This window comes from Aeromonas sp. 11P (assembly GCF_051920165.1).
Taxonomy (GTDB): domain Bacteria; phylum Pseudomonadota; class Gammaproteobacteria; order Enterobacterales; family Aeromonadaceae; genus Aeromonas; species Aeromonas veronii.
The window spans coordinates 948214-961447 of sequence record NZ_JBQBDJ010000004.1 but is presented as its reverse complement, the minus strand read 5'-3'; the positions used below and the strand labels follow the sequence as shown (position 1 = coordinate 961447).

At 59.4% G+C, this 13234-nt stretch carries 11 protein-coding genes; 2 read left to right on the top strand and 9 right to left on the bottom strand.

The window, feature by feature from the left end:
• The first annotated feature begins 59 nt into the window (after nucleotides 1-59).
• Nucleotides 60-305 carry a hypothetical protein gene (locus ACTG1P_RS04525; RefSeq protein ID WP_005350916.1) on the top strand — a complete coding sequence of 82 codons (246 nt, stop codon included), beginning with the start codon at nucleotides 60-62 and terminating at the stop codon, nucleotides 303-305.
• A 716-nt stretch (nucleotides 306-1021) separates the two neighbouring features.
• On the opposite strand, the gene ACTG1P_RS04520 is transcribed toward ACTG1P_RS04525, so the two are convergent.
• From ACTG1P_RS04520 to ACTG1P_RS04500, 5 genes are all read right to left on the bottom strand, one after another.
• A complete protein-coding gene (locus tag ACTG1P_RS04520; protein ID WP_440000602.1) occupies nucleotides 1022-1546 on the bottom strand; it encodes an acyloxyacyl hydrolase in 525 nt (174 codons plus the stop codon).
• Between the two features lie 245 nt (nucleotides 1547-1791).
• Nucleotides 1792-3456, bottom strand: a complete 1665-nt coding sequence (gene asnB, locus ACTG1P_RS04515) for an asparagine synthase B (protein ID WP_005337293.1) — start codon at nucleotides 3454-3456, stop codon at nucleotides 1792-1794.
• 192 nt (nucleotides 3457-3648) lie between these two features.
• The gene (locus tag ACTG1P_RS04510; protein WP_440000601.1) at nucleotides 3649-4017 is read right to left on the bottom strand and encodes a cupin domain-containing protein; all 369 of its coding nucleotides are present in this window, start codon (nucleotides 4015-4017) and stop codon (nucleotides 3649-3651) included.
• A 130-nt stretch (nucleotides 4018-4147) separates the two neighbouring features.
• A complete protein-coding gene (locus ACTG1P_RS04505) occupies nucleotides 4148-5722 on the bottom strand; it encodes a cation:proton antiporter domain-containing protein (RefSeq protein ID WP_440000600.1) in 1575 nt (524 codons plus the stop codon).
• Between the two features lie 54 nt (nucleotides 5723-5776).
• Entirely contained in the window at nucleotides 5777-6526 is a 750-nt protein-coding gene (locus ACTG1P_RS04500) for an HAD-IIA family hydrolase (RefSeq protein ID WP_005337281.1), read from the bottom strand.
• Nucleotides 6527-6723: 197 nt separating this feature from the next.
• On the opposite strand from ACTG1P_RS04500, the gene ACTG1P_RS04495 reads away from it, so the two are divergent.
• Nucleotides 6724-7788: an adenosine deaminase gene (locus ACTG1P_RS04495; protein WP_440000599.1), complete on the top strand. Its 1065-nt coding sequence runs from the start codon at nucleotides 6724-6726 to the stop codon at nucleotides 7786-7788.
• 111 nt (nucleotides 7789-7899) lie between these two features.
• On the opposite strand, the gene ACTG1P_RS04490 is transcribed toward ACTG1P_RS04495, so the two are convergent.
• The 4 genes from ACTG1P_RS04490 to ACTG1P_RS04475 form a co-directional block, all read right to left on the bottom strand.
• Complete coding sequence (locus ACTG1P_RS04490) at nucleotides 7900-8886, bottom strand: zinc-binding dehydrogenase (protein ID WP_440000598.1); 987 nt, start codon at nucleotides 8884-8886, stop codon at nucleotides 7900-7902.
• Between the two features lie 146 nt (nucleotides 8887-9032).
• On the bottom strand, nucleotides 9033-10154 hold the full coding sequence (locus ACTG1P_RS04485) for an alkene reductase (RefSeq protein ID WP_440000597.1): 1122 nt from the start codon (nucleotides 10152-10154) through the stop codon (nucleotides 9033-9035).
• Nucleotides 10155-10350: 196 nt separating this feature from the next.
• Complete coding sequence (locus tag ACTG1P_RS04480; RefSeq protein ID WP_101531322.1) at nucleotides 10351-11886, bottom strand: TerC family protein; 1536 nt, start codon at nucleotides 11884-11886, stop codon at nucleotides 10351-10353.
• A gap of 300 nt (nucleotides 11887-12186) precedes the next feature.
• Nucleotides 12187-13113, bottom strand: coding sequence for a cation diffusion facilitator family transporter (locus ACTG1P_RS04475; RefSeq protein ID WP_075115152.1), 927 nt, complete (start codon nucleotides 13111-13113; stop codon nucleotides 12187-12189).
• Between the last annotated feature and the right edge of the window lie 121 nt (nucleotides 13114-13234).

Here is a 13234-nt window from a genome sequence, read left to right as displayed (position 1 = left end):
GTGTTAAGTAGCAGTTACACTGCGGCGGTTGTTGTTCAACGTTACGGTAAGGATTAATGATGAGTGGTTTTGTTTGGCATGATTTTGGGGTGTTGACTCGCTGTGTGATTGATAATGGGTACGTGATCATCACCAATGACGCAAATAAGTCACTAAAAATGAGTATGGGTAGATACAAGGAAAGCGCGATGCATGTTCATGACAAGGCGCTCCGGTTGATAAATTTTCCGGTCAGGGTCAGAACGAGCCAGAATACCGGTAACTGGAGTACCGGGGAGTGGTTTAGCGAAATTGAGAAGCGTTAAGCTGAGAGATAGGGCAGCGAACTGGCGGATTGATTTACCCCCAGACCAGCCTGCAATGCTTCAGCTGCTCCTTGCTAGTGTACCGGTTGGAGTATCACCTTTGTTGATTGAGATTCTTGTTGGATTCAATCAGCAAGATGCGCGACTTCCTCGATCCCCTGTACGTATAAGATCCAACCTAGTCACAGAGATCCATGCAGGGGCTGTGGCACTAAAATATTATTGGTATACGGATAGGTATACGATGAAGTTTTTATAATGTGCATTTGTTGATTTTAAAGGCTTTGGTGTGCCATCTTCGATTCCGGCCTCGCCATTAAAATCAAAGAGTTACAGAAGGCCACTAGAGATAGTGGCCTTTTTCTTTTGCCTAAATGGCGACAAAGTGGCGACAGCGCTTTTTTAAGCGGTTCACCCTTCCTGTAATGTTGAGTAACAGGATCTTCTTGTATGATGCCGCTCTGCCTGATGGCGCACTTCATGCGGCGCCTTTCCCTGGCCATGTTTCGGTGTGCTGTCAGACAGAAACGAGAATGGCCCCACATTATGGGGTCATTCTCGGATCCTGTTATCACTCCTGCGTTCTTGTAGCTGCACGTCGATACTCTTCTTCTCGGTGGTTCGCCGTTGGTGAACGATGTTATCGTCTGGTCGTTTTGGACCATGCACACCTGTATTCCGCTGCGTAGTCTACAGACCAAGGCATTAGCCTGTAATCAGAACCGGTACTCGATATGGAAGGTATGGCTGTCCAGCCCCGGGTTCTTGTCATACATATAGGCGTTGGACATGTGCTCATACTGATAGCCGATCAGCCAATTCTTGGTGATGGCGTAACCTAGGCCGATACCCAGAGCGAACTGGAAGGGGCCGCCGTAATCCTTGTAGCCGTGGCCGCGAGTGCCAAATTGGTACTGATCGAGCCATACCATTTCGCCGGGGAGCCAGGTTACCCAGTTACCCCATTGGCATTCGATACGGGCACCGCCCCCCAGTCTGGCGGTCTCTTCATCTTCTACCTTGAGTGTGCCGCCACGTACCCCCAGTCCAAATTGACAGCCTGAGTCTCCCCAGCGCCAGAACATGTGATGGAACTTGGCGTCGGCGATGTTGATGTCGAGCTTTTCATTGCTGAAGGCCCTGCCAAGCTGCAGTACCACGATATTGTCATTGGCCATTGCAGACGGACTGGCAAGCAGTGCTGTCAGCAGGCCGATCCTTGATAGAGTGTTAGCGTCCATGCCCCCTCCCGCTCCTTGTTGTCATCGTGGTGATCCTGTTGATCACCCTTCAGGCATAGTCAATTGACGCGCTCCCTGTCAATGCATGGTCCTTAGGTAAAAAATTAAATATTTATGAAAAATCAACTATCTGCGATGGTCTGATGTGATTTGACAGGCGTGACCGCGGGGAGATGAAAAAGCCCTTCACCGTGGTGAAGGGCTTTTTGCTATCTGACGTTATCCGCTCGGTTTGGTGTACAGGCTCAGTAGCCCTGCTGGTGCACGTCCATTACGGCGCGGCCTGACGGGTCGGCCATCTCCTTGAACTTGGCATCCCACTCCAGCGCGGTAGGAGTGGAGCAGGCGACCGACTTGCCGTAGGGCACGGTGCGGGCGGCGGCTTCCAGCGGGAAGTGCTCGTCGAAGATGGCGCGGTAGAAGTAGGCCTCCTTGGTGAGCGGGGTGTTGATGGGGAAGCGGAATGCAGCCGCTTCGAACATCTGATCCGTCACTTCCTGTTCCACCATGGCTTTCAGGCTGTCGATCCACGAATAGCCCACGCCATCGGAGAACTGCTCCTTCTGGCGCCACGCCACTTCGTGGGGTAGCAGATCTTCGAACGCTTCGCGCAGGATGTGCTTCTCGATCTTGCCCTTGCCACACATCTTGTCGGCGGGCTGCAGGCGCATCGCCACGTCCATGAACTCTTTGTCGAGGAAGGGCACGCGACCTTCGACACCCCAGGCGGCCATAGACTTGTTGGCGCGCAGGCAGTCATAGAGGTGCAAAGAGGCGAGCTTGCGCACGTTCTCTTCGTGGAACTCGCGGGCGTTGGGCGCTTTGTGGAAGTAGAGGTAGCCACCGAACAGCTCGTCGGAGCCTTCGCCGGAGAGCACCATCTTGATCCCCATCGCCTTGATGTAGCGGGCCATCAGATACATGGGCGTGGAGGCGCGGATGGTGGTGACGTCATAGGTCTCGAGGTGATAGATGACATCCGTCAGGGCATCCAGACCTTCCTGCACGGTGAAGTGGATCTGGTGGTGGATGGTGCCCAGATGATCAGCCACCTTGCGGGCGGCGGCGAGATCAGGTGAGCCTTCCAGCCCGACGGCGAAGGAGTGCAGTTGCGGCCACCAGGCTTCGCTCTTGCCATCGTCCTCGATGCGGCGCGCCGCATAGAGCTTGGTAATGGCGGAGATGACGGAGGAGTCCAGCCCGCCGGAGAGCAGCACGCCATAAGGTACGTCGCACATCAGCTGGCGTTTGACTGCCGCTTCCAGCGCGGCTTTCAGCTCGGCCTTGTCGCTGACGTTGTGCTCGACCGCGGCGTACTCCATCCAGTCGCGCTTGTACCACTGTTTGAGCTCGCCATCCTTGCTCCACAGGTAGTGTCCCGGCGGGAAGGTTTCGACACTTTTGCAGACCGGCACCAGCGCCTTCATCTCGGAGGCGACATAGAAGTTGCCGTGCTCGTCACGACCGGTATAGAGGGGGATGATCCCCATGTGGTCGCGACCAATCAGGTAGGCATCCTGTTCGGCGTCATAAAGGATAAAGGCAAAGATGCCGTTGAGATCGTCGAGAAACGCCGGGCCTTTCTCCTTGTAGAGGGCCAGCAGCACTTCACAGTCGGATTTGGTCTGAAACTGAAAGTCGACCTTGAGAGTCTTCTCCAGCTCCTTGTGGTTGTAGATCTCGCCGTTGACCGCCAGCACATGGGTGCGCTCGGGGTTGTAGAGCGGCTGGGCGCCATTGCCCGGGTCGACGATGGCCAGACGCTCGTGCACCAGAATGGCTTTGTCGGAGCTGTAGACGCCGGACCAGTCAGGCCCGCGGTGACGAAGTCGCTTGGACATCTCCAGCGCCGATTTGCGCAGGGCAACTGCATCGGACTTGATATCCAGAATGCCGAAAATTGAACACATTGGCGGTAATCCTCTTGATTTTTATATGAGCCCCCCACGTTTGGGCTCGAAATTCCATTTACATTCCTCGTCAGACACAATGCCTAGCGGAAAAACCTTTTGCAAGCGGGAAAACCGCAGAAAATCATGCCGTAAGCGTCAAGCGGATCAACAGGATAAGGGCTGTTGCAACGGGGCAGGGTGACGTGAACGTCAAGCCGAGGCGGGTTCGAAGATGACGTAGACCTTGCGACAGGGGGTGAGGGTCTCCCACTCTCCGACAAAACCGGCGGGAATGACGAATTGATCGCCGGGTTTGAGGGCCAGCTGGCCGCCCAGACTGTCGTGGATCACCACATCCCCCTCCAGCAGCTGGCAATACTCGTGCTCGGTGTAGTGGATGGCCCAGCGGCCCGGCTCGCAGTTCCAGAAGCCCACGTGAAACTGCTGGCTGGGGTCGGAGTAGTGGTTCCACACCGTCTGACTCGGATGGCCTGCTTTAATGCGCTCGGGGGCTGGCATCAGCGGAGTAGGGGCCGTCTCGTGGCGGTCGAGCAAAATCCAGTCGTTGAGGGTCTTCATGGTGCCTCCTTGGCTGCGGCAGATAGGAATGCGGGGCCATCCCGGCCCCGCGTTTGTTCGTTTTATTAAACGAGGTTGTGCATAACTTAAACGATGTGCACTCCCTTGCCAAGAGCCGCTGGCCGCAGGATCAGAGCGGCTGCAAGCGGCGGATCACATGGCGGGCAAAGCCGCTGCCCGCTTCGTTGTAGACGTTGAACACCGCATCCACCCCTTGCTCCTTGAGGGAGGCGATATCATCCTCGAAGCGGACGATGGCGGCTATCTTGCCGGCAAAGCCATGGCTGCGCAGCTTCTCGATGGCGTAGAGATTCCCCGAGTGGTGGGGCATCGCCAGCAGCACCAGATTGACCTGATTGGAGAGCAGTACCTTGTCCCAGAAGTCGGTATCGGTGGCATCCCCCTCGATGACGTTCATCCCCTGGGCGCGCAGGGTAGGCAGCTTCTCGCTGTCGTTCTCCACCCCGAGGATGACGTTGCCGTACTTGTTCTCCAGTTCGAAATAGGCCCCCTGACCGATCCGTCCCATGCCGAGGATGATCACCTCCGCATCGCCAAGCTCAATGGGCCTGTCTTCCGGATGAAGGTTGCTCGCCTGCAACCCCTTGAGCCAGTGACCGATACGGTGGTAGATGCGCTCACTCTGGGCATTGAGCGGAGCGGAGATCATAAAGCTCGCCGCCAGCGCCAGCGAAACCGCCACCAGCCACTCGTAGGAGAGCCAGCCCGCCTTGGCGGCGATAGCCGCGACGATCAGGCCAAACTCCGAGAAGTTGGTAAGCGCCAGGGTGGAGAGCAGGGCGGTGCGCACCCGCAGGTGAGCGCCGCTGTAGACCAGATAGTAGAGCGCGCTTTTGAGCGGCAGGGCCAGCACCAGCGCCAGCGCCAGCAGCATAGTGTCGTGGGTCGGCAGACCGTTAAGACCGATGGTGAGAAAGAAGCAGATAAGAAACAGGTCTTTGAGGTTGAAGAGCGCCTTGGCCAGCCCCGCTGCTGCCGGATGAGAGGCGAGCATCATGCCGATGATAAGGGCTCCGAGATCCGGTTTGAGGCCGACTACTTCAAACCCGGCGGCTCCCACCACCAGCGCCAGAAAGACCCCTAACAGCACCTGCAACTCGCCGTGACCAGCCCGCTCCAAGAGCTTGAACAGCAGCGGGCGCAGCAGCGGCAGTCCCAGCACCCAGAGCGCCCAGATGCTGGGCCATTTGCCGCTGGAGAAGGCCAGAAACGCCACCGCGAACACATCCTGCATCACCAGCACCCCGATGGCGATGCGGGCGTAGAGGGCATTCATATCGCTGCGATCTTCCAGCACCTTGACCGCAAAGACGGTGCTGGAGAAGGAGAGGGCAAAGCCCAGCAGCAGCGCCAGTTTCCAGTCCAGCGAGAGGGCAAGTTCAAGCCCCAGTCCCTTGCAGACCAGCAGCACCACGGTAAAGAGCAGGGTGGAGAGCAGCAGATGCAGGCTGGTGGTGCCCCACACATCGCGCCGCATCAGGGTTTTGATATTGAGCTTGAGGCCGATGGTGAACAGCAGCAGGGTGACGCCGAGATCGGCCACCTCGCTCAGGGCGGGGGTATTTTCATATCCCATGCCGTTGAGGATAAAACCGGCGGCCAGGAAGCCGAGCAGGGGGGGCAGGCCAATCAGATTGACTACCATGCCGCAGCCAAAGGCCACGGCGATCAGAATGGGTTCCATAACAGATCCTGCAAGGGCAGGAGAGACCTGCCCTGTTTAACGCTTGGGTGGTGATTAGACGATATCGATGTCGACCACGGAGTCGAAAATATGGTTCGGGCGAAACGGCATGCGGTCGATATCGGCGACCTTGCTCACCCCGGAGAGCACCAGCACCGTCTCGAGACCCGCCTGAAAGCCCGCCAGAATGTCGGTACGCAGGTTGTCGCCGATGATGATGGTGTCGTCGGAGTGGGCCTCCATCCGGTTGAGTGCCGCACGGATGATCCAGGCGCTCGGTTTGCCGACATAGAACGGCTTCTTGCCAGTCATCCGCTCGATGGGGGCGCACAGGGCGCCGCAGGCCGGGTGCATCATGGGGCCGTGGGTGTCGGGGTTGGTGGCGATAAAGCGGGCCCCCTGATCGACGAACTTGGCCCCCTGTTGCATCATGGTCCAGTTGTAGTTGCGGGTCTCCCCCACCACCACGAAGTCGGGGTCGATATCGGTGATGGTGAAACCGGCCTTGTAGAGTTCGTGGGTCAGGGCCCCTTCACCGATCACATAGGCCTTCTTGCCATCCTGACGCTTGAGGAAGTCGGCGGTGCCCATGGCGGAGGTGTAGAAGCACTCCTCCGGCACCTCGATCCCGGCGGAGCGGAAGCGGTTTTGCAGATCTTTCTGGGTCTGGGCCGGGTAGTTGGTGAGGAACAAGAGCTTGCTACCCTGCTCCAGCAGGCGATGGACAAAACGGTCGGCACCGGGGATGAGATCGTTATTGTGCAGGATGACACCGTCGATATCGCAGATGACGTTCTTCTTCATGAAAACTCCTTGTCAGGGCGCAGGCGAGCCGCCAATCGTTAAGATGTTCAATCAATTATGATTTTTGTGACGCCATTATAAGTCTGTTTGATGACAAGTCTCCCCTGTCTCGCCACTTCGGTGCACAATAAAGCTGCCGTCGGGTCAGTCTGGTGGAGGGGCTGACGCCGGATCACTTTGCTGATGGAGCCGTCGCTATGGACACCCCGATTCCCAAGCCAGTCACACCCGAACACCTCACCGCCGCGCAATTTATCGCCGGACTGCCGAAACTGGAGCTGCACCTGCATATCGAAGGCAGCCTCGAACCCGAGCTGATGTTTGAGCTGGGCCGCCGCAATAACATCCCGCTGCCCTGGCCTGATGTGGCCAGCGTGCGCGCCGCCTATGATTTTGACTGCCTGCAATCCTTTCTCGATCTCTACTATCGCGGTGCCAGCGTGCTGGTGACCGAGCAGGATTTTTTCGACCTCACCTGGGCCTATCTTGAACGTTGCGCTGCCGACAAGGTGGTGCATGTGGAGATCTTCTTTGACCCGCAGACCCACACCGCCCGCGGCGTCCCCTTTGCTACCGTGCTGGGCGGCATCGAGCGGGCGCTGCAGACCGGGGAGAAGGAGTTTGGCATCAGCTGGCGGCTGATCATGAGCTTTTTGCGCCACCTGAGCGAAGAGGATGCCTTTGCGACGTTGGAAGAGGCTATGCCCTTCCTGTCACGCATTCACGGTATCGGCCTCGACTCGGGGGAGAAGGGCAATCCACCGACCAAGTTTGCCCGGGTCTTTGCCCGCTGCCGCAAGCTGGGGCTGCCGGTGGTGGCCCATGCCGGTGAAGAGGGGCCTGCCGACTACATCTGGCAGGCGATCAACGAGCTTCAGGTATGCCGCATCGATCACGGGGTGCGCTCGGCCGATGATCCCGAGCTGCTGCGCTATCTGGCCGATACTAGGCTGCCGCTCACCGTCTGCCCTCTCTCCAACACAAGACTCAAGGTGTTCGGCGATATGGCCCAGCACAATGTGTTGCAGCTGCTGGAGCAGGGGCTCTGCGTCACCATCAACTCGGACGATCCCGCCTACTTTGGCGGCTATATGAATGCCAACTTTGCGGCGCTGGCCGATGGCCTTGGCGCGACCATGAGTCAGCTCTGCCGCTTGTCGCTCAATGCCGTTGAGGCGAGCTGGCTCTCTCTGGCGGACAAGGCGCGGCTGACCCGGGAGATCCGCAGTTATGCCGCGACTCACGGGGTGATCTTGCATTGAGTCAGGCGCCAATGAAGTCGAGATGACATGCACTATATAAAGAGAGGCCCGCCATCACTGGCGGGCCTCTTTCGTTTCAATGGTCGGTGTGGTTATCGGGGCAGGTCAGCGTTATGCCACTCGCACCAGAAACTTCTCACCCTGTCCTTCGCGCTTGAAACGCTCGAGTAGGGTCGGCAGTGCCTCAAAGTCGCCCACCACCAGTGGCGGCAGGGTCAGCTCGCCACTCGCCATCTGCGCCATCATGGCGACACCAGCGGCCACCAGTCTGCTCCACTGCTTGTCGGTGCCAAAGGCGTGCTGGGCGCCCAGCGCAATCTCGTGCAATGAGTGGCAATGGCTAAAGGCGGGCAACGGATTGTGAGGAATACGCCCCAGCACAGTCACCATGTGACCGTAGTAGCCAAGGGCGGGCAGCAGGCTCTCTGCCTGTTGGCTGGAGACCAGATCGATGATCCCCTCGAACGGCTCGTTGCCGTTGGCAGTCTGCAAGGTGGCCAGCCAGTCGGGATCCCGATAATCGGCCACCCCCTGCACACCTATCTGCTTGAGCCAGTGATGGTGGCGTGAGCTGGCGCTGGCAAAGACCCGCGCTCCTTGCTGGAGGGCGAGCTGCACCGCAAAGCGGCCGACGCTGCTGCCAGCGCCGGTTATGAGCAGCGCTTCCCCGTGCAGGCGCGGCAGCTTGGCCAGCGCCTGCCAGGCGGTGAGGCCGGGACAGGGCAGGGCGGCTGCCACCTCGTCACTCAGGGCATCGGGCACTGGCAGCAGGGCGCGGGCTGGTACCCGGGTGTGGCGGGCAAAGCTGCCGTGGTGGCGCAGATCGGTGTGGTAGGCGACCCGGGCACCGAGACGCAGATGGCTGACGTTGGCGCCGAGGGCCACGATAGTGCCCATGCCATCAACGCCGGGCACCTGACCCTCCTGCCAGTTGGAGTGGCCATATTCGATCAGCTTCCAGTCCACTGGATTGAAGGCGATAACCCGGTTTGCCACCAGTACCTCGTCAGGGGCGAGCGGTGCCAGGGGCAGAGCGGCGAGGGTAAGCTGGGTCGGTTCACCGGGGGCATGCCAGCACCAGGCTTGGGTGTGATTCATGATGACTCCTTGTGAAAACGAGGGGAGAGAAGCACGAGATCATTGCAGCAGTAAGACAGTGAAACCGTCACTGCTGTGAATGGACAACAATACGGCAGGCCCCAACCTGTGGGGCCTGCTTTACGTGGCCGGTTGGCCATTGGCAATCAGCGGCTGGTCGCTGCGTCATCGGTCTGATAGACGGGGTAGTCTGTCAGCCCCTTCTCACCGCCGCCAAACAGGGTGGCCGGATCGTGGGGGGCCAGCGGATAGCCGTGGCGCAGCCGGTTCGGCAGATCCGGGTTGGCGACGAAGGGACGGCCAAAGCCAATCATGTCGGCCCAGCCCGCTTCGAGGGCGGCGCGAGCCCGCTTGCCATCATATTTGCCGGCGTAGATTAGGGTGTTGGGGAAGGCATCGCGCAGACCCAGCTTGAAGTTCTCCGGCATCAGGGGGGCATCGTCCCAGTCCGCCTCGGCAATGTGCAGGTAGACCACGTTGAGCTGGCCCAGCAGGCGGGCGGCCGCCAGATAGGTCTCCTGCGGATTGGCATCGACTGTGCCGTTGAGGGTGGTGAGCGGCGCAAGACGCACCCCGACCCGGTCGGCGCCGATTTCGCTGCAGACCGCCTCGGTCACCTCTTTGAGAAAGCGCAGCCGGTTCTCCAGCGATCCGCCGTAACTGTCGGTGCGGGCGTTGGATTCGGAGTCGAGGAACTGGTTGATCAGATAACCGTTGGCGGCGTGCAGCTCGATGCCGTCAAAACCGGCGCTGATGGCGTTGCGAGCCGCCTGACGGAACTGGCCCACTACCGCATCGATATCGGCTTGAGTCATGGCGCGCGGAGTGACGGTCTCGACAAAGCCCGGCGCATCGCTGCCGTTATCGACGAACACCTTGACGCCCACTGCGGGCAGAGCTGAAGCGGAGATGGGCTGGGCGCCGCCGATGTTGTCCGGATGGGTGACCCGGCCTACGTGCCAGAGCTGGGCGAAGATGGTGCCTCCCTTGGCGTGCACGGCATCGGTCACAAGCTTCCAGCCAGCGATCTGCTCTGCGCTGTAGATGCCCGGCGTCCAGGCATAGCCCTTGCCCATGGGATCGATCTGGGTGCCTTCGCTGATGATCAGACCCGCCTCGGCGCGCTGGGCGTAGTAGCTCGCCATCATGGCGTTGGCCACATCACCCGGCTGACTGGCACGGGAGCGGGTCATGGGGGGCATGACGATGCGGTTGGCAAGGTGCAGCTGGCCGAGGCGCAGCGGGCAGAACAGGTGATCGTGGCTCATCTTGAGTTCCTCATGGTGGAAGTGAGGCCACTTTATGCCGCCATCTTGTTGTGAAAAAGAGGGGTAATTGCACAAGAGAATTGTGCTTGATGCAGCAATCAGTGCAACCCGCCGGGAAAGAAGGCGTTGAGGCATAAAGTTGAAGCATAAAAAAGAGGGCCGTCTTGCCCTCTTCGGTTTTCTGCTGGTGGCAGGCTCAAGCCGTGGCGGGCATCACTTTCACCCGCTCGATGCGCCGCTCGCTCACCTCGATCACCTCGAAGTTGAGCTGCTGCAGTTGCAACTGCTGGCCCGGGGTGGGTAGAGTGCCGAAGTGGGAGAGCAGCATGCCCGCCAGGGTCACGTACTCGTCGCTCTCGCTCACCAGCCCCTCATGCTCCAGCACCTGCTCCACATGGTGGATGTTGGTGCTGCCGTTGATCAGCCACCCTTCGCCATCGCGCACGATATCCGGGGTTTCGTCCTCGTCCGGCAGCTCGCCGACGATGGCCTCCAGCAGATCGTGGGTGGTGACCAGCCCCTGGATCACGCCAAACTCGTCGGAGACCAGAATAAGGCTCCCCTTGGCTTTGCGCAGCTCCGCCAGCAGGCGGATCACGTTGATGGTCTGCGGCACGATAATGGGGTCGTTCTGCTTGGCCAGTTCGCTTAAGGATTGCCCTTCGTTCAAGGCAAACAGCAAGTCGCGCGCCTTGACCACTCCGATCACCTCGTCCAGATCCCCGTCACAGATAGGGAACAGGCTGTGGGGCTCGCGCTGCAACAGGGCGCGGATCTCGTCGCTGGAGTCGTTGATGTCGATCCAGGCCATCTCCGAGCGCGGGGTCATGATGGTGCGAATGGAGCGCTCGGCCAGCGACAGCACTCCGGTCACCATATAGCGCTCCTCCTCGCCAAAGCTCACCGGCGCTACGGCAGGGGCATCCAGATCGTCATCCGGCTGATCCTGATAGGCCTTGCTCCCCATCAGCTTGAAGATGGCGGCGGTGGTGCGCTCACGCAGGGGCTGTTTGGATTCGTGACGCATGGCGCTGCGCTGGGCCAGCTGGTTGAAAAACTCGATCAGCACCGAGAAGCCGATGGCTGCGTAGAGGTAGCCCTTCGGAATATGGAAGCCGAATCCTTCCGCCACCAGGCTGAAGCCGATCATCAGCAGGAAGCTCAGGCAGAGCACCACCACGGTTGGATGAGCGTTGACGAAGCGGGTCAGCGGTTTGGAGGCGAGCACCATCACCACCATGGCGATGGTCACGGCGGCCATCATTACGCCAAGGTGCTCCACCATGCCGACGGCGGTGATGATGGAGTCGAGCGAGAAGACCGCATCGAGCACCAGAATTTGGGCGATCACCACGCCGAAGCTGGCGTAGGCGCCGACCGGGCCATCATCCTGGGGTTTGGCTTCCAGCCGTTCATGCAGCTCGGAGGTAGCCTTGAACAGCAGGAACAGGCCGCCCCCCATCAGGATCAGATCCCGACCGGAGAAGGGGTGATCCCACAGGTGCAAAATCGGGGTGGTCAGGGTGACCAGCCATGACATGACGCTCAAGAGCCCAAGGCGCATCAGCAGGGCCAGCGACAGGCCGATGACGCGGGCCTTGTCCCGTTGGGCGGGGGGCAGTTTTTTCACCAGAATGGCGATAAAGACCAGGTTGTCGATCCCCAGCACGATTTCCAGAATGATCAGGGTAAACAGACCGATCCAGATATGGGGATCCAGCAGCAATTCCATTGTGACGACCTCAATAAAAACAGACAGAGCAAACAGTGATCACGGCGCAAGATGGCCGCAGTAACAGCAAGGCAAAGGTGTTATTCAGAGGCGCTGATTAAGCAGAAAAAGATAGGCTTTGACAGAGAGAGACGAAGGGCAACTTCGGGGATTGTCCATGATGGGCAATAAAACCTCGGGTGAAAAATGAGCCCTGATGATAGCGGCTGGCGCCAATTTGGCAAGAGCAGTGTCAGTGGGACGTGATGGGGTTGTGATGCGACAGGGGGAGGCGGCCGCGCCGCGCTCCCCGTGCGGTCGTTACAACCAGCGCTTTTCGCGGGTGAAACAGACCGAGAGCCAGGCATCCCCCAGGGTGTCGCCAAGGCGAGACCAGAGCTCCTGACGCAGGGCATCCTGACGTTCGACGGGCCACTCCTGACCCGGCGCCACCAGAATGTTCAATTCCAGATCGAAGCGGCGACCGCTTTTGGCCAGATGGCTGTAGCACTCGATGCCGTGGCGCTGGCGCAGCGCCTCGATCTCCTGCTCGACTTGCCGTGGCACATCCCCCTTGGGGGCGATCTTCAACACTTCCCGCAGGTTGCGACCGAGCACCTTGATGGGAATGAGGGTGGCACAGAGAGCCAGCAGCGAGACCAGCACCGGGTCTATGTAGCGGTTGTATTGGCCGTAGCCGATGGCATCGAGGCCAATGGCAACCACAAAGCCAATCAGCAGGGTGGCGCTGAGCAGGGTATCCACCAGCCACTCCTTGGAGTCGACCCGCACCAGCTCGGAGTCTACCTGTTCGGCAACCTGGGCTTCGATGCGATAGATGATGGCGCAGAAGAAGGTGGAGACTGCGGCATAGATGAGGGCGTGGCCAAGATCGATCTCCCGTCCGCCATCCAGCAGGGTGGTGATGCCGCTATAGAGAGCGCCAAGGCAGAGCAGCAGAATAATGGCGCCATTGATGACGTTGGTGATGGGCTCGAAGTGGGCATAGCCATACTGGAAGCGCGCATCGGAAGGGCGGGTAACGAGATAGGCGGTGATGAGGCCAAGGCCCGTCATGCCCATGCTGAACAGAGTGAAGATACCATCGAGCATGATGGCGTTGGAACCGACGAAGAGGCCGTAGCCGATGCCGAAGATGGCAAAGGTGATACAACCGAACAGCGACAGGGTAAGCGCCTGTTTTTCGGTGGTGACCAGCGTACTGATAACATGGCTGTGGTGAGCCATAAAAGTCCTCCTTTCAAATGGTGAATATTGCCAAGCGCAAGCGGTTTTCTAGCTGATATACTGCCCGCTCACATGTGAGCGGACTGGCCTGACTGCCATTGACAGGCGGCTGGCCAGTCGT

Excerpts from the sequence above, each read along its gene's own strand:
- ACTG1P_RS04475 (WP_075115152.1), bottom strand. The coding sequence starts at position 13,113 with ATGGCTCACCACAGCCATGTTATCAGTACGCTGGTCACCACCGAAAAA.
- ACTG1P_RS04525 (WP_005350916.1), top strand. The coding sequence starts at position 60 with ATGAGTGGTTTTGTTTGGCATGATTTTGGGGTGTTGACTCGCTGTGTG.
- ACTG1P_RS04500 (WP_005337281.1), bottom strand. The coding sequence starts at position 6,526 with ATGAAGAAGAACGTCATCTGCGATATCGACGGTGTCATCCTGCACAAT.
- ACTG1P_RS04510 (WP_440000601.1), bottom strand. The coding sequence starts at position 4,017 with ATGAAGACCCTCAACGACTGGATTTTGCTCGACCGCCACGAGACGGCC.
- ACTG1P_RS04480 (WP_101531322.1), bottom strand. The coding sequence starts at position 11,886 with ATGGAATTGCTGCTGGATCCCCATATCTGGATCGGTCTGTTTACCCTG.
- asnB (WP_005337293.1), bottom strand. The coding sequence starts at position 3,456 with ATGTGTTCAATTTTCGGCATTCTGGATATCAAGTCCGATGCAGTTGCC.
- ACTG1P_RS04520 (WP_440000602.1), bottom strand. The coding sequence starts at position 1,546 with ATGGACGCTAACACTCTATCAAGGATCGGCCTGCTGACAGCACTGCTT.
- ACTG1P_RS04485 (WP_440000597.1), bottom strand. The coding sequence starts at position 10,154 with ATGAGCCACGATCACCTGTTCTGCCCGCTGCGCCTCGGCCAGCTGCAC.
- ACTG1P_RS04495 (WP_440000599.1), top strand. The coding sequence starts at position 6,724 with ATGGACACCCCGATTCCCAAGCCAGTCACACCCGAACACCTCACCGCC.
- ACTG1P_RS04505 (WP_440000600.1), bottom strand. The coding sequence starts at position 5,722 with ATGGAACCCATTCTGATCGCCGTGGCCTTTGGCTGCGGCATGGTAGTC.
- ACTG1P_RS04490 (WP_440000598.1), bottom strand. The coding sequence starts at position 8,886 with ATGAATCACACCCAAGCCTGGTGCTGGCATGCCCCCGGTGAACCGACC.